Source organism: Nostoc sp. WHI, assembly GCF_015714725.1.
Taxonomy (GTDB): Bacteria; Cyanobacteriota; Cyanobacteriia; order Cyanobacteriales; family Nostocaceae; genus Nostoc.
The window spans coordinates 15,673-31,828 of record NZ_WBKM01000151.1 but is presented as its reverse complement, the minus strand read 5'-3'; the positions used below and the strand labels follow the sequence as shown (position 1 = coordinate 31,828).

The following is a 16,156-nucleotide window of genomic DNA, read 5'->3' as shown; positions in this document are numbered from 1 at the left end:
TGGTGAACAATAAGATTCCCAACTTCTCTAATAAGTCGGGAATCTCATCTAATTTTCAAATTACTATTCAAATTACTTTTTCAATTGACTACATCACAGACCAACATCACGATTTTGTAAAATTTTTTGAAGCTGTGGTAACTAAAATCGCGATTTTCGTGATTAACATCGCGGTTTTTGTTACCAAGCATAAAATGTATTTTTAGTAGCGCAAGCTGTAACTATTATCGGTGCAATTTTGCGTAGCTTGCCGCCGTAGGCATCGCAACATCCAATCTTAATCATTTATCTAGGTTTGTTGCAGCCGATTTGTGGCACAACATTAAAACAACTTGAGTAAAACCCAACATCATCTTAGGTTAACGTTGGGTTTCACTGCATTCAACTCCCCTAATTATTTGGCGGTATTTGTTCCGGTGGTACTTCTGCTGGAGGAGCAAGTACCGCATCTGGTGCAATTTCTTCTACATGAATCGGCTTTTCGTCCACAATCTCAACACCTGCTTGTGCGGCTTCCACTAATTCAGGAGATGGGGGATGTGGTGGAATCGCTTCCGGTACACTTTCGATTTTTACTTCGGTGTCGGTAGTAAATGTCTCCTCTGCTGATTGTTCTGGTGTAGCAGTAGTTTTGTTGATAATCTCAACAGCAGGTTTCTCTGCTAATACAGAGGTAATGTTTTCCGGTTTGGAGGTTGTGGGTGTCTTTTGAGTCACATTCTGCTGCACCTTGTTTTTAACGCCCCCGAAGGTGCTACCAAGACCTTTTTGCAACTGGCCCAGGCGTTCCTGAAGGGAAAACTTATTCACCTGTTCCTGAATACCAGTTTTCACCGCATCAGGACTGGGTACTTGGGTTTGTTGTGCCTGCGGGGTCAATTGCCGACGTAATGATAGAGTTTGCCAGCCAAACCAGACCAAAAGAGCGACACTAGCCACATGACCCAGCAACAAACCCCCAGAAAGGCGTGGTGCAAACACCCATAAGACTAAAGCGTAGAACAGCCCGACACCACTCCAGATAAAGTCATTCTTACGGTGGATTTCTGGGAAAAAGAAAGCTGCTATGTAAATAGCTAAACTACCAAGACCTACCACCAAAGCTAGGACATATGCCAGCATTATTTAGTTACTCCTTACTGCATCCTTTGATTATTTCAATTTTGCAAACTTTCCAAGTCAATTGTTGATTTAGATACAATTTAAAATTAATTATCGGTGTTAGTTGTGGATTTTTGTCATTTAATCAACTCTTAAGGTCTTCTTTAGGAGTTCGACGAAAATATCGGACTACCCTTATAGGTAAAGGATCTGCAAGAGTTAGCCAGAAATTTTTTATGACACTACAAAGCTTTGGTGTGATTGGATTAGCCGTTATGGGTGAGAACATCGCTCTCAATGTGGAGCGCAATGGCTTCCCAATTGCAGTTTACAACCGCTCCCGAGAAAAAACGGATGCGTTTATGGCGCAGCGTGCGCCAGGAAGGAACGTCAAAGCCGCATTTACCCTAGATGAATTTGTCGCTTCATTGGAACGTCCCCGCAAAATTCTAGTAATGGTGCAAGCTGGTAAGCCAGTGGATGCGGTGATAGCTCAACTCAAACCCTTGTTAGAGGAAGGCGATATCATTATCGATGGTGGCAACTCTTGGTTTGAAGATACGGAACGACGCACTCAGGAATTAGAACCCGCAGGGCTTCGGTATCTTGGTATGGGTGTCAGTGGCGGTGAAGAAGGGGCGTTAAATGGCCCATCTCTGATGCCTGGAGGTACAACAAGCTCTTACGAGTTTCTATCACCAATTTTTAACAAAATTGCTGCCCAAGTCGATGATGGCCCTTGTGTAACCTACATTGGCCCTGGTGGTTCTGGTCATTATGTCAAAATGGTACACAACGGCATTGAGTACGGCGATATGCAGCTAATTGCTGAAGCCTACGACTTGCTGAAAAATGTCGCTGGACTTGACCATAATCAGCTACATGACGTATTTGCTGAATGGAACACCACCGATGAACTCGATTCATTTTTGATTGAGATTACGAAGAATATCTTTCCATATATTGATCCAGAAACAAATATACCCTTGGTAGACTTGATTGTTGACGCAGCAGGTCAAAAGGGAACTGGGCGCTGGACTGTGCAGACTGCGTTGGAATTGGGAGTCGCTATTCCCACAATTACAGCAGCAGTTAATGCCCGGATTATATCTTCCATTAAAGAGGAGCGGGTAGCAGCATCGAAAGCCCTCACAGGCCCCAGTGGCAAGTATGACGGGCAAACCAAGGACTTTATCAACAAAGTCCGCGATGCTCTGTATTGCTCAAAAATCTGTTCTTATGCTCAAGGGATGGCGTTGCTATCCACAGCTTCTAAGACATATAACTGGAATTTGAATCTGGGCGAAATGGCGCGGATTTGGAAAGGCGGCTGTATTATTCGCGCTCGCTTTTTGAATAAGATTAAGAAGGCTTTTAGCGAAAATCCAGCTTTGCCTAACTTGCTTTTAGCTCCCGAATTTAAGCAGACAATTCTCGACAGACAAACAGCTTGGCGGGAAGTGATTGCGACAGCTGCAAAACTGGGAATTCCAGTACCCGCATTTAGCGCATCCTTAGATTATTTTGACAGCTATCGCCGCGATCGCTTGCCTCAAAATCTAACTCAAGCACAACGCGACTATTTCGGCGCACATACTTACCTGCGTCTTGATAAGCCCGGAAGTTTCCACACTGAATGGGTGCCAATTGCTGAAGCTGGGAAGTAAATTTTCACACATCCACATCAGGATATTGTGAAAAGTTAAAAAGAAAGTGGCTCTGAGTTTCAGAGTCACTTTCTTTTTAACGAACTTGTCAGTAGGATTTGTTGTTCAGGGTGCGTCAATTAAGGTATTTCTACAATATCGGTGTCAAACTTTTGTCCTGTTTCTGCGTCAACAACGATAGTTATTGATGATTTTCTGAATTTAACAACCTGCCCATTTTTTTGTGGCACTCTTACACCTAGTGGTGCATCTATTTCAACTACCCACACTAAACGTTTTGGATGAACTTGTAGATTTTCGATAATATCGCCACCACGTTGCTTTTTATTTTCTAGATACTCTGAGTATTTCGTTAACTTAATTTGTTTAAGTTTTAGATCCTTTTTGAGTTGACTAATAGCATTTTCTTTCTTAATCAATTGTGCTTCAGTTTTGCTACTGTTATCAGGAAACAGATAGTTAGGCTTGGGTTTTGATATGGTTTCAATTTCACCAGGCTTATCTAATTCTGGGGGGCGTGGATTTTGTTTAGGTTCTTGCTGGCTAGCTGTTGCAGCATATACTAATCCCAAACCAAAACATGCAACTAGTGCGCTCGTGCTTAGTACTTTTTTCATTAGTTAAACGTCCTTGATTAATTAAATTGTTATTTATTATAGTTTATGGTTTTAAGCTAAATGATTTTAAGGATTGTTATTACCAAGATATTTGGCTTTTAACTCTTCCAATTCTTCATCTATTTTATTTGTACTAGTAGGGCCAGATGTAGGGTTTGGTGACTGTATTTTATTTGCTTGAGGTTTGCTGCTACCCAAAAATTGGGTTTTCATTTCCTCTAATTCTTTCTCAACTTGACTAGGAGATTTCGATACAAAAGTGGGTGGAGAATTGGCTGGTGATTGATGGATAGGTTTTGGCGCTATCGCTGGTGTGGCTGCTACTTGTGAGTGTTGATTTAAGTCCTTGAGAACTTCATCTACTGTTTGATAACGCCGAATTGGGATACTTTCTAGCATTTTGTTGAGAATGTGACTCAACTCATTGCTGACGGGAGTTTTTAAGTATTGCTGCCAAACCCAACGATCATTATTGGTATCATAAGAATCGAAAGGCGATCGCGCCGTTAATAAATTAATACAAGTAGCACCCAAACTGTAAATATCGCTGGCAAAAACAGCCCTACCTCTCATTTGTTCAGGTGCAACATATTCTGGACTACCAATACTAGTGCCAGTTTTATTTAAGGCGGCACCGGTGGTAGATTTAGCAGCACCGAAATCTACTAAAACTAATTTGTCATCTCTACCACGTAAAATAATATTTTCTGGTTTAATATCGCGGTGAATAACTTCTTTCGCATGACAAAATTGCAAAACTGACAATAAATCATTCAATAGTTGCCGGATTTGTATCTCATTCAAAGCACCATTCTGCACCAACTCCTGGGCTAAGTTTTGCCCGTCAATAAATTCTTGTACAAGATACTGCCGATCTTCTTGGGTAAAATATGCCAGTAATTCGGGAATTTGGTGATGTTTGCCCAATTCATCTAATTGCACCGCTTCTTGGTTAAACAACTCCACGGCTTTTGCAAGAGTGCTAGTACCTTGGGCTTGGGGATAAAATTGCTTAATTACGCAGCGCGGTTTTGAGGGTTTATCCTCATCCACAGCTAAGAAGGTTTTGCCAAAACCACCTTGTCCGATTGGTTTGATAGCACGGTAACGTTCTTTGAGGAGTAACTTGGAACCGCAAGTCCGGCAAAACTTGACATCATCAGGATTTTCAGGCTTTAGACAATGGGGATTAAGGCAATAGCTCATGGAGGGTGGCGCTTAGTAGAATCGCTCTTACTTGTCTTTATTTTGCCCTGTTCTAAACAAAAGAGTGTTTATATTCGCCAATTATCCAGTTTCAGGTTGTAATCTAATGCTTGAATCCGTTCATAGTGCGAGATATTGCCACTTACTAAGGTTAAATTTTGTTCGATTGCAATGGCGGCAATAATCGCATCAGCAAGTCCTATCGGTTGCCCTGTTCGTTCTAAATCTGCATAAATACGTCCTGCCAACTCAGCATCACCCAGTTGTAATGTCAATACTTGTGCCTCTGTAATTTCCACAAAAAACTGCTGAATCTTATCTTCTCGTTGGTGCTTATGCCAACCTTTGACAATCTCTAAGACTGTAATGGTGCAGATAGTATAATAACCAAAGTTAGCATGATAGGCGGAAGCCCTAGCTGCAATCTGCCGATTAATGCCTTTGAGAATCTCTGAAAAAATATCAGTGTCAATTAGTACTTTATCCAAAGCGCTGATTTAGTGGGTGTGCTGCCCGATCTTTCATGACCTCTTCTAGCATCTCATCTACTGACTCAGGATCATCAGCGAATAATCCTAACAATCGGTCTTTTGTCGGTTCTGCCACTGGGAGTTGTTCAATTGCGTATGCAATCAATTCTGATAAGTCACAATGGCGCGACTTTGCCAAAGCTATTGCTTTCTCAAGGATTTTTGCGTCGAGTTGTAATTCTATTTTTTCCACGTCGCCTCATCTGAAAGCATTTGTGTTAAAGCGATTCTAGCATTTTTGATCTGGTGCGATCGCGGCAGATGTGCCCAGTTGCAGCAGCATCTAACCCTAATGTTAAGAAATTGTTTCAGTGCTGCTTGTAATATTTTCCAGTGAAACTTAACGTTACCTTAATCCTCACTTGATCGTAAGTTGGTAAGTTCGTTACGTTTGCTTGATCAGACTGGAAAAAATAATATTTACTCCACTGTTGAGAATGGCACGCTTGTTTGGTAGCTGCAAAGAAATGTTTTTAATTAGGGGTTAATAATATGGAACTTATGAATAGCGATCGCTTGCTATCAAATCAAATTAAACGACGGAGTTTTTTGCTAGGCACTGGATTCTTAACAGGGTTAGCTGTAACTAGCCAATTGTATCCAGCATTGGCGAAATCAAGGTTTTCTAACTATCCCTTCAGTCTTGGTGTTGCCTCTGGTGATCCTTTGCCCGATGGTGTTGTTTTATGGACGCGACTAGCCCCTGATCCCCTCAATGGAGGCGGAATGCCACTCAGAAATGTTGTAGTCCAGTGGCAGGTTGCTCTAGACGAAAATATGAGAAAAGTGGTGCAACGCGGGAAAGTCCTGGCGACTCCAGAACTGGGACACTCGGTACACGTTGATGTCCGTGGACTAGAACCTGAACGTTGGTATTGGTATCAATTTAAAGTAGGTAATGAAGTTAGTCCCATTGGGCGAACTCGTACAGCTGGGGCATTCTTTAGTTACACCAAACAACTGAACTTCGCCTTTGTCTCCTGCCAAGACTGGCAAAATGGTTACTACACAGCCTATCGCCATTTAGCTGATGAAGACCTGGATCTAGTTGTTCATCTTGGTGACTACATTTACGAATATGGGCCACAATCCGGTGGGCCACGCCAGCACAATAGTCCAGAAATCCTTAGCCTTGCTGACTACCGCAACCGCTACGCCTTGTATAAGGGCGACCAAAATCTCCAAGCTGCTCATGCTAACTTTCCCTGGATAGTCACTTGGGATGATCATGAAGTTGACAATAACTACGCCAACTTAATTCCCGAAGACAGCCAAACCCAAGAGGCTTTTAAGAAGCGGCGAGCCAATGCGTACCAAGCTTACTACGAACACATGCCGCTACGTAAGTCTTCGCTGCCTAAAGGCGCAGATATGCTGCTTTATCGGCGGTTAACTTTCGGTAATTTAGCTGAGTTCAATGTACTAGACACCAGGCAATACCGCACTAACCAGCCTTGTGATGATGGACTTAAGCCTCGTTGTGCTGAAGCTTTGAACCCCAATGCTACCATGACTGGCTCAGAACAAGAGCAGTGGCTAGAAAAAGGGTTAGACAAATCGCGATCGCGCTGGAATGTGATTGCTCAACAGACCATGCTAGCCGAGTACAATTTTAACAGTAACCCAGGGCCAGGTGTCTTCAATGTGGATCAGTGGGACGGCTACGTAGCTGCACGTAATCGGCTCCTGAATTTCCTAAATCAGCGCCAACCCTCTAATCCAGTGGTGATTACCGGAGACATCCACTCTAGTTGGGTACACGATCTGAAGCTTGACTTTACTAACCCAAACTCAGCCACAGTAGGCACTGAGTTCGTAGGAACCTCAATTACCTCTGATTTTCCTATCCAATTCATCGCTCCAGTTCAAGCTGCCCTACCTAAAAATCCCCATACTAAATTCTTTGATGGTGCCTTCCGGGGCTACGTTCGTTGCAACCTAACCCCACAACGCTGGCAAAGTGACTATCGTGTTGTATCAAGCATAATTGACCTGAATGCCTCTGTCCGCACCTTAGCTTCTTTTGTAGTCGAAAACGGGCAACCAGGCGCACAACGGACGTGACCATATCTCAAGAAGAAAAAACCAAACCTCTGAGATCCTGTCTGGGGCAATACGGTTCGGTTAAGGTGCACAGCCCTTAAAGATCCCCCTTAATCCCCCCTTAAAAAGCTACGGTGTACACACAAGTTCTAAAAACCTAGCTTGATAAGGCTTTCCTCGCTCTTGGGCTGCCGCCTGGGAACGCATTCGTTGAGTCTCTGGCTCAATGCCTGACTGGAGGCAGAGCCTAGGGTGTTGACTCTGTACCCTTTAGCCCACAAGACTTCATGCAGAAATTGTGTTTTTTATTTTGGCATAAAGATGGCTGTAGCGGGCGCTTTCACACAAGCAAAAACCAGCACAAATAGTTTTTCGATAATTCCCCAAAAAATAGCCAAAGTCAACAGCCTAGGCAGAGCCTCTAATCAGTCATTCCCATGCAGAGCATAGGAACGAGAGAATAATGAGAAATCAAGCTTTTTCCGACTTCTTAAAAAAGTCGGAAATCGTGTTTTTCATGAATTGTTAAGTAGGGCTATAGCTTTTGCAACAACTCCTGAGTTAACTGAAAGAATGCTTTTGAGCCAGCTGATTGGGGAGCATTTAAAACAGCTGGCATAAAACTATCAACAGCCTTAGCAACATTGACATCAACTGGTATTTGTACCTTACAAATTTTTTCTACACCAAAATCTTCAACAACGCGGTGCATCACTTGTTTATAGTATCTGCCACCAGTGAGAAGGTTAGCGCTGGACATGCTAAATACAATTCCCAGCATTTGTATATCTATTTTGGTTTCATGTCCGTGACTGTCTTTTAATTGGGCAATGCGTCTTTCTAGCAGTTGAATACCCACTACAGATAAGGGTTCTGGTTTAGCAGGAAGTATGTAGAAATCGCTTGCGGCTAAAGCACTACGAGTCAATAGATTATAGCCAGGTGCACAATCGAGAAGGATAAAATCATATTCTTGACGTACTGGTTTTAAGATATTATTGATCAGGACTCTTTCAAAGCGATTCCAAATCATTTCAAAGTCTTGTTCACCCAAAGCAGTTGCTTGTTGATGGAGCATTTCTGACACAACAAACTCATCATACAAATCGATATCTCCCGGTAACAAATCTAGTCCAGGAACATTACAAACTTGGGATTGAACGATATCTTTAATTGTCAGTTTTGCTTCGGGATTTGGATTGATAACTTCGTCTATTAGATACCTAAATGTCTTACTTTGTTTGCGACGTTTAGCAAAATCTAAAGGCGACATCAAACTCAGTGTGGCGCTAATTTGGGTGTCTAAGTCGAGGACAAGTACCCGCTTGCCATGATTTTTAGCTAAACAGGTAGCTAAGTTGACGGTGAGGGTGGTTTTACCAACGCCACCTTTCATATTTGCAGTTGCAATTACATATCCCATTGATTAAGTCCTCTGTTGACGCATTCCCATCTAGGTAGCGTACACCCCTCGTGATCGATTAAATCTTCCATTAAATTTAATATTTTCGGAAACTTGAAAGAGTGATTTTAGTTGATTCTGGAGAATAATCAATAAACTATGTCTGATTAGCGATCGCTCATAGTAATTTGGCAAACTCTTCCCTAAGTATGACTATTCCTGTGCCCCAGCTTGCAAGAGACTCCGCACCACATCCTTATAACCATTAAATTCTGCAATCATTAAAGCAGTATAACCGCCCCGGTTTTTCAAATTTACATCTGCCCCAGCTTGCAGTAATACCTGGACAATCTCGCCATAACCTGCTGAGGCAGCCCACATCAATGCTGTTGCCTTCGCTGAGTCTTGAAAATTCACGTCTGCCCCTTTTTCCAGCAGCAAATGGATGATTTTTGTGTGGTTGCGTTCCGTTGCTTTGATCAAAGCAGTTTTGCCATCATCGCCTGGAGTGTTAGCATCAGCACCAGAATCTAACAACAATTTCACTGTTGGGATGTGTCCCTGTGATACAGCCAACGTCAAAGGTACTTCACCGAGGTTTTTCGCATTAATATCTCCCCCAGAACGTAGCAGTGCTTCGACAATTTGGGAGTGTCCCTGCAATGCTGCTACAAGTAGTGGTGTATCACCCAGGTGGTTCCTGATTTGGACATCCGCACCCCGCTTAAGTAAAACTTGCACGACATCAATGTAGCCTTCTACAACGGCGATATGCAGGGCAGTTTCACCATCTTGGTCTTGGAGATTAATCTCGGCACCTCGATCTAGTAAAGCAGCTGCGATCGCACTGTGGGAAGCAGCAGCAACTGCCAAAAGCGCAGTTCCACCATCGGCGTTTTTCGCCTTCACATCAGCTCCTGCTGCTAGCAGTATTTTCACAACCTCCAAATATCCCAAGTCTGCTGCTAACATTAAAAGTGTCTCACCTGCCTCATCTGGGATATTTACATCGACACCAGCTTGGATAATTGCTTCGATAATTTCTATGTGTCCCTGCTTGACTGCCAATTTCAAAGCAGTATCATCATCTTTATCGGCGATATTCACCTGGGCACTAGCAGCCAATAAGACTTGTACCACATCTACATGACCTTTGAGTACTGCTGCCATCAAAGCTGTGCTGCCATCTTCATTAGTGGCATTTACATCAGCACCTCTGGACAATAAAAGCTGCACAATATCAAGCTGTTTAGTAGTAGCTGCCAACATCAAGGCCGTCAAACCATAAAGTTTTCTGGGCAAGTTGATATTTGCCCCAGCATCGAGGAGCGATCGTACAATTTCGGTGTAGCCTAAATTAGCCGCAAACATTAACGCCGTCGTGCCAAGGCGATCGCACACGTCCACCTTTGCACCAGCAGCTAGAAGCGTACACAGCCGCTTGATATCACCACTTTTAGCAGCCTTCAGCAGCAAAGTATCGTTGTTTTCAGTCATAGATCAGATCCCGCCCAAGGGAGTTTTATTCGTCTACACTCAAAATTTAGTCTGAGATTATTTATCCACTTTGGCAAGAGGTCGAAGCAAAATACAGGGGAGCCGGGGAAGCAAAATCTTCTTTATCGAAACAGAATTCTGACTCCTGACTCCTGACTTCTGAATTCTGACTCCTGACTCCTGACTTCTGACTCAGCCTCTTTTAATTTGTGCAACTTTAAGCACAGAAAATAGAGTTATGCTAATTTTTGTGAAGACTTAATAATTGGGCGAGAACACGATGAGTCTGGAACTTACTCCATCAATTAAATATTGGCTGAATTTCTTTCATCCAGTGACCATGTGGGCGCTATTAGTGCTGTCAATTTATGCTGCCTACTTAGGGCTGCAAGTACAGCGTACCAGAAATGCTCAGGGGGAAGAAAAGAAAGAACTGATTAAAGGTAGATATAACGTCAGACACTACCAAATTGGGTCTATACTTTTAGCTTTCCTAGTGACAGGTGCGATCGGCGGTATGGCTGTCACTTACATCAATAATGGTAAGTTATTTGTCGGGCCTCACCTGCTGGCAGGACTGGGTATGGTGAGTTTAATTGCATTTTCTGCTGCTTTGTCCCCTTATATGCAGAAAGGGGCAAATTGGGCGCGTGCAACTCACATTTTGCTAAATTTCACGCTTTTGGGACTTTTTGCTTGGCAGGCTGTTAGTGGGGTGCAAATTGTTCAAAAAATTCTGACTAAAGCATAAGCATTAATCAAGAATCAAAAGGAGCCAGTCGTGTGGGCGCTGGCTCTTCTTGAATCACAGCTTTTGATTAGAATTAGCAAGAAAGGGAATTTCCAAATATTTCTGAAAATCTTCCTGAACCTTGCGAGTTAAGCGTTGGGCAATTTGACGGACAATTTGGTTAAGTAAGCGATCGCCTGTAGATTGAATTATAGACTTGGGTAATCGCTTGATAAACCTGGGAAAGTGCAAATAAACCACTAAATCCAATTCCCATTCAACTCTCGTAACCTCTCCAATACCAGTGGAAGCACCATTTTCTATTAACCTTAATGATGCCCGATAGTCTACGTCATAACCAGGCGGTTGGTAGTCAGGAATAGGGATTGTACGGATGCAGTAAGTACTCTCCTCTGGGGGCAACAATTCCAAACCAATTTTCGGTTCTACTTCATAACCAAAAGCACCAAAACGACCAATTACTAAAGCATAGCCATTTTCCCCCAATGGTTGCACTTTCATCGGTTCGGCGCAACGAGAAAACCATGAAGCGTGAGCATTGAAATACTCAGCAACCTTCTCCACTGAGGCAGGCATTTCCATACAATCTTGATAGCGACCGGAAAATTTTGTAAGCGTCGCTAAATTTACTTCTGTTAATGCGTCTTTGGCTTCTTCTTCGCTGGACGCTACAGGTAAAACTGTTTCTTTTATTTCCCAGGATTTATATTCGCCGTTTGTTGAGAGCATAAATGCATTACTGTATACTTTTGGCGTTCGTCTATATTAATAATTCCCCAGATGCTTGGGTCATTTCGTACTAGTATCCCATTTTCATCGAAACCTCATTAATCTGCCATCAGCTCCATAGAATCACTAAAATAAAGAACTGAATAAACACACAATAGTTTACCAGGATAACATTTCTTATGAAAGCATTTGTAGCAGGGGCAACGGGTGAAACAGGTCGCCGGATTGTGCAAGAGTTGATAGCGCGGAATATTCCCGTTCGGGCCTTGGTGCGGGATATAGAGAAAGCTAGGAGTATTTTGTCTCCTGAAGCCGAACTTGTGGTAGGGGACGTGTTACAACCAGAAAGTTTGACCGCTACGTTGGGAGATAGCACAGTTTTGTTGGTTGCTACCGGGGCTAAACCTAGCTTTGACCCCACCGGCCCCTATAAGGTGGATTTTGAAGGCACTAAAAATTTAGTAGATGCTGCCAAGACAAAGGGAATTGAGCATTTTGTCTTCGTTTCTTCTTTGTGTACTTCCCAATTATTCCATCCGCTAAACTTGTTTTGGCTGATTTTGGTGTGGAAAAAACAAGCTGAAGAGTACATCCAGAAAAGTGGTATTACCTACACGATTGTCCGACCGGGTGGGTTGAAGAATGAAGATAATCCCGACGCCATCGTCATGCAGAGCGCTGATACACTGTTTGAAGGTAGTATCCCCAGACAAAAAGTTGCCCAAGTTAGCGTCGAAGCACTGTTTGAGCCAGCCTCACGCAATAAAATTGTCGAGATTGTAGCCAAACCTGAAGCAGCCTCGAAAACCTTTGAGGAGCTATTTGCCAACGTCGCATAATCAATAGACCTCTTGCAAAAGTCCTTCTTTTCGCTTTCTTCTTTGCGCCTTTGCGCGGCAGTCACTCATGGGGGAAACCCCCATCGCTTTTAGCGTCTCCCCTTGGGAGAAGACCGCGCTGCCTTGCCTTTGCGTGAGACAAAAAATTATTTATGCAAGAGGTCTAATAAGTAGAGACGCGATGAATCGCGTCTTCTACAGAAGTCAGAAGTAACTAGTGAACTTTGTCAAAATGAGTTCGTCAATCTTTGTTGTTAGCTAAGAGAGCGAATTTGAAGGAGTCGGACTCTGAAAGGCTTTAAATTCAAAGGTGTTGAAAAACTTATTGGCCCAATAGCCGCGCTTCTCGGCTTTGTGTATTTGTTGCAATGGTATATTGGAGACTTGCGATCGCCTTCCGATCCGATATTTGAAAATAAACAGCCGCCTTTGGTCATGAAAGAGGGCGACCCTTATATCCGCGCTTTGATGCGAACCATCTCAGCGAGTGAAGCAAGTGGCAATCGTCCTTATTCACTATTGTATGGTGGACAGCAAGTCAACGACCTTAGCCGACATCCTGAGATATGCGTCACAATTCTCACAGGCCCCAATACAGGTAATTGTTCTACGGCTGCTGGCAGATATCAAATTATTAACATTACTTGGTATCGTTTAGCTCCGCGTTATCACCCAAACCCGATACAGATGATGTTTTGGACTAATTATAGTTTTGAAGCAGAGTATCAAGATGTGGTAGTTTATCGTTGGTTGAATGATTCTAAAGTTTGGGGAACTGATATTTCTCAACTGTTGCGTCAGAAAAAGTTAAATGATGTTTTGCGGCGACTCTCTCCCACTTGGACAAGTTTGGGATATGGCATAGAAACTAATTCTGTTAGTAGCTCCTTGCCTAAGGTTTATCAGAAAATGTTGCAAGAAGAATTAACCGCAGTTAAGCAACCAGCAGCCCCAAATTTGACACCATCCCCAACTTCTTCTAGTAAGCCAGTAAAGAAGCCGTGAGACTATCCTAGTTTTCCAATTGCTGCCTAAAGAAATATTTGATATTTTCCACAAATGCCAAGGTATTTTCAAAGTGAATATTATGTCCAGCATTACTAATTGTTTTTAGCTGTGTAAATTTACATATTTTAGACATATCTGTATTGATAGTTATAAATTTTTCATCATATTCACCAACTAAGAGAAGTATGGAAATTTTATTATCTTTAAGTTTTTTCCATAAAGAAGGTTGACATCCAGTACCCATAAAACGCAATGATTTATCTAATTCAACGGGATTATTGTGCAATCGACTTTCTACCATGCGATCGTATTCTAAATGATTTTTTATATAACCAAAAATCGGCTGATTATACCAATTTAATAGAAAAGCAGCAAAATCACTTTTTTCAATGCTTCTTGTTAATTTAGTACCTATTTGCGTGTCAAATTTAATTCGTTCTAATTGTTCTGCTTCTGTTTGCAAACCAGGGGAAGCTGACTCTAACACAACTTTAAAAAAACGTTCTGGAAAATGTAGGGTGAGGTATAAAGCTAATCTCCCACCCATTGAATAACCAACTAAGAAGCATCTGGTAATTTTTAATTCATCCAGTAAGTCGATTAAAGCATGGGCAGTATTTGCCATCGTATAATACTCATCTCCACCTAATAATTGAGTTTTGCCGTGTCCGGGAAGGTCAATTGTCAAATAAGAAAAATCGTCAGAGAGTAATTTTATCGCTTTATCAAATTCTTCAATGTTACCCATGAATCCGTGCAGAAAAAGAATCAGAGGTTTATCTAGTTTGCCAATTAAAGAATAGTTAAATTTGTAATTTTTTATAAGCATATTTTAATGAAAGGACTAATAGAAATAAAATTATATATGGCAGTCATAAATAATTAACGAGATAATGCGAAAAATAAAGTTGTTTATTGCTTCTAGCCTTGACGGATATATTGCTAGACAATCAGGAGAGGTAGATTGGCTATTCACTGACCAAGATTATGGTTACACGGAGTTTTTTGACCAAGTTGACACGGTAATCATGGGTAACAAGACCTATCAGCAATTATTGAGTTTTGGGGAATATCCATATCAAGGTAAGCAAGCTTTCGTGTTCTCTAAAACTGCTCAAAATATAATAGACAATAATGTAAAATTTGTAAGTAGTGATTGGAAAAGCTTGATCAACACATTACGTCAATCAAGCGGTCGTGATATCTGGTTGGTTGGAGGAGCGCAGACGATTCATTACTTTTTGATCAACGGTTTTATCGATGAGTTGATCCTCTCTATCCATCCTATTATTCTAGGAAATGGCATACCACTGATTGTCAACGATTTGAATTTGGAAACAGCACTACAGTTAAAGGATGTGAAAACTTATGAATCTGGATTATTACAAGTATTTTATGATTTAAAATTGCCCTTAGCAAAAACCTAAACGTCTGCTTTCACAATCTGGGCTAAGGCAAAAATCTATCTAAAGCAGCCTTTAACTGTTTAATTTCAACATCAATATTACCCTCTTGGGCGGCTCTACCAATACACTCAGTTAAATGTTCATCCAAAACAATTCGCGCTACCTTATCCAATGCGCCTCGTACTGCGGCAATTTGCAACAAAACATCAGGACAAGGACTATTTTGCTGCACCATTGTTTTAATACCACGAATATGTCCTTCTATCCGCGACAACCGATTGGCAATTCGTCGTAAAGACTCTTCGCTATGGATGTGAGGATGAGCCAATTCTCCAGTCCCATCAGCATGATCTGGATGCTCGTTGTCTACATCCTGACTGTGGGAATGTTCTGCTTGCTGGGATATTGTCAACGATTCCTTCGCTAATCTGTTTAATCCATTCATGGGTTATCAAAGGACTTGTATTACTACGATCCTAGCCTAGAGGGTAATAGTTAAAATAATTCGTGATGACGCTCCTGCGTCGCTAACGTAATTCGTAATTAAGTTTTGTAACGGGGATTTAGACCCCCCGAATTAGTTAATCTGTAATGAGTTGCGTCTTTGAGTAAGTCTTGTCTAGTTATGTAGTTTGTTCTGGTTCAGTCGTTAAATTTTGCCCAATTTTTGGCTCAGTACCAGCAAGTAGTCGTTCAATATTATTGCGATGGCGCAAAATCACATACAAGCCACCGGCAATCCCAAACAGAATATATGGTAACGGTTGATGCAAAAGTACCATCAAAATTGGAACAGCGATCGCACCTACAATTGAACTCAAAGAGACAATGCGCGATATTGCCACGACGACGGCAAACACACCTGTTGTTGCTAAACCTACCTGCCAACTCATTGCCAATAAAATCCCCAAGCTGATAGCCACAGATTTACCACCAGTAAAGCCCAAAAAAATCGATTTACTATGTCCCAGGATGGCAGCTAACCCAGCTAAAATAATTAACCACGGCTGCCACAATTTTACATCTACCGTTGGGGGGATATAATTTTGAATTGGCTCAAAACTGAATAAATAGTAAACTAGAGCGATCGCTAATACGCCTTTTAAAGAATCAAGCACTAAAACAAATGCTCCTGGCCCTTTTCCCAAAGTCCTTAGCACATTAGTTGCGCCAGTGGAGCCTGAACCAACTTCCCGAATATCAATACCTTTTAACTGCTTCACAGCGATGTACCCAGTGGGAAAAGAACCCAGCAGGTAAGCTATGACCACAATTACCCCGCACAAAGTTAACCAAATAGCCATAATAAACAATTCAAAATTCAAAATTTAAAAAAGTCAAGAGTAATACCTCTTGACTA

Annotated in this window: 17 protein-coding genes; 6 read left to right on the top strand and 11 right to left on the bottom strand. The window is 41.9% G+C overall.

From position 1 onward, the window contains the following. Positions 1-390: 390 nt before the first annotated feature. On the bottom strand, positions 391-1,122 hold the full coding sequence (locus F8S12_RS16140) for a Ycf66 family protein (protein ID WP_196517165.1): 732 nt from the start codon (positions 1,120-1,122) through the stop codon (positions 391-393). A gap of 215 nt (positions 1,123-1,337) precedes the next feature. Between F8S12_RS16140 and gndA the strand changes: the two genes are divergently transcribed. Further along, on the top strand, positions 1,338-2,768 hold the full coding sequence (gene gndA / locus F8S12_RS16135) for an NADP-dependent phosphogluconate dehydrogenase (protein WP_196517164.1): 1,431 nt from the start codon (positions 1,338-1,340) through the stop codon (positions 2,766-2,768). Positions 2,769-2,887: 119 nt separating this feature from the next. Here gndA and F8S12_RS16130 read toward each other — a convergent pair whose 3' ends face one another. From F8S12_RS16130 to F8S12_RS16115, 4 genes are all read right to left on the bottom strand, one after another. After that, positions 2,888-3,385, bottom strand: coding sequence for a hypothetical protein (locus F8S12_RS16130; RefSeq protein ID WP_196517163.1), 498 nt, complete (start codon positions 3,383-3,385; stop codon positions 2,888-2,890). A 66-nt stretch (positions 3,386-3,451) separates the two neighbouring features. Then, positions 3,452-4,591 carry a serine/threonine-protein kinase gene (locus F8S12_RS16125; protein ID WP_196517162.1) on the bottom strand — a complete coding sequence of 380 codons (1,140 nt, stop codon included), beginning with the start codon at positions 4,589-4,591 and terminating at the stop codon, positions 3,452-3,454. 68 nt (positions 4,592-4,659) lie between these two features. Then, a complete protein-coding gene (locus F8S12_RS16120) occupies positions 4,660-5,079 on the bottom strand; it encodes a PIN domain-containing protein (RefSeq protein WP_196517161.1) in 420 nt (139 codons plus the stop codon). Further along, positions 5,072-5,314 (bottom strand): hypothetical protein, encoded by a 243-nt coding sequence (locus F8S12_RS16115; protein ID WP_196517160.1) that lies wholly within the window; start codon positions 5,312-5,314, stop codon positions 5,072-5,074. The genes F8S12_RS16120 and F8S12_RS16115 overlap by 8 nt, the downstream gene beginning before the upstream one ends. 299 nt (positions 5,315-5,613) lie before the next feature. On the opposite strand from F8S12_RS16115, the gene F8S12_RS16110 reads away from it, so the two are divergent. After that, entirely contained in the window at positions 5,614-7,185 is a 1,572-nt protein-coding gene (locus F8S12_RS16110; RefSeq protein WP_196517159.1) for an alkaline phosphatase D family protein, read from the top strand. A gap of 514 nt (positions 7,186-7,699) precedes the next feature. On the opposite strand, the gene F8S12_RS16105 is transcribed toward F8S12_RS16110, so the two are convergent. Together F8S12_RS16105 and F8S12_RS16100 are read right to left on the bottom strand one after the other, a co-directional pair. Next, positions 7,700-8,587: a ParA family protein gene (locus tag F8S12_RS16105; protein WP_196517158.1), complete on the bottom strand. Its 888-nt coding sequence runs from the start codon at positions 8,585-8,587 to the stop codon at positions 7,700-7,702. A gap of 192 nt (positions 8,588-8,779) precedes the next feature. Then, complete coding sequence (locus F8S12_RS16100) at positions 8,780-10,063, bottom strand: ankyrin repeat domain-containing protein (protein WP_196517157.1); 1,284 nt, start codon at positions 10,061-10,063, stop codon at positions 8,780-8,782. A gap of 280 nt (positions 10,064-10,343) precedes the next feature. Between F8S12_RS16100 and F8S12_RS16095 the strand changes: the two genes are divergently transcribed. After that, complete coding sequence (locus F8S12_RS16095; RefSeq protein ID WP_196517156.1) at positions 10,344-10,814, top strand: DUF4079 domain-containing protein; 471 nt, start codon at positions 10,344-10,346, stop codon at positions 10,812-10,814. A 54-nt stretch (positions 10,815-10,868) separates the two neighbouring features. Here F8S12_RS16095 and F8S12_RS16090 read toward each other — a convergent pair whose 3' ends face one another. Beyond that, entirely contained in the window at positions 10,869-11,543 is a 675-nt protein-coding gene (locus tag F8S12_RS16090; protein ID WP_196517155.1) for a DUF1997 domain-containing protein, read from the bottom strand. A 179-nt stretch (positions 11,544-11,722) separates the two neighbouring features. On the opposite strand from F8S12_RS16090, the gene F8S12_RS16085 reads away from it, so the two are divergent. After that, positions 11,723-12,382: an NAD(P)H-binding protein gene (locus F8S12_RS16085; protein ID WP_196517154.1), complete on the top strand. Its 660-nt coding sequence runs from the start codon at positions 11,723-11,725 to the stop codon at positions 12,380-12,382. A gap of 354 nt (positions 12,383-12,736) precedes the next feature. After that, positions 12,737-13,387, top strand: a complete 651-nt coding sequence (locus F8S12_RS16080) for a glycoside hydrolase family 24 protein (RefSeq protein ID WP_331001393.1) — start codon at positions 12,737-12,739, stop codon at positions 13,385-13,387. Positions 13,388-13,394: 7 nt separating this feature from the next. On the opposite strand, the gene menH is transcribed toward F8S12_RS16080, so the two are convergent. After that, on the bottom strand, positions 13,395-14,219 hold the full coding sequence (menH, locus tag F8S12_RS16075; protein ID WP_196517153.1) for a 2-succinyl-6-hydroxy-2,4-cyclohexadiene-1-carboxylate synthase: 825 nt from the start codon (positions 14,217-14,219) through the stop codon (positions 13,395-13,397). A 64-nt stretch (positions 14,220-14,283) separates the two neighbouring features. Between menH and F8S12_RS16070 the strand changes: the two genes are divergently transcribed. After that, positions 14,284-14,817 carry a dihydrofolate reductase family protein gene (locus F8S12_RS16070; RefSeq protein ID WP_196517152.1) on the top strand — a complete coding sequence of 178 codons (534 nt, stop codon included), beginning with the start codon at positions 14,284-14,286 and terminating at the stop codon, positions 14,815-14,817. Between the two features lie 22 nt (positions 14,818-14,839). Here F8S12_RS16070 and F8S12_RS16065 read toward each other — a convergent pair whose 3' ends face one another. Together F8S12_RS16065 and plsY are read right to left on the bottom strand one after the other, a co-directional pair. Continuing rightward, positions 14,840-15,241 (bottom strand): metal-sensing transcriptional repressor, encoded by a 402-nt coding sequence (locus F8S12_RS16065; RefSeq protein WP_196517151.1) that lies wholly within the window; start codon positions 15,239-15,241, stop codon positions 14,840-14,842. A gap of 178 nt (positions 15,242-15,419) precedes the next feature. Next, complete coding sequence (gene plsY / locus F8S12_RS16060; protein WP_196517150.1) at positions 15,420-16,100, bottom strand: glycerol-3-phosphate 1-O-acyltransferase PlsY; 681 nt, start codon at positions 16,098-16,100, stop codon at positions 15,420-15,422. Positions 16,101-16,156: the final 56 nt, after the last annotated feature.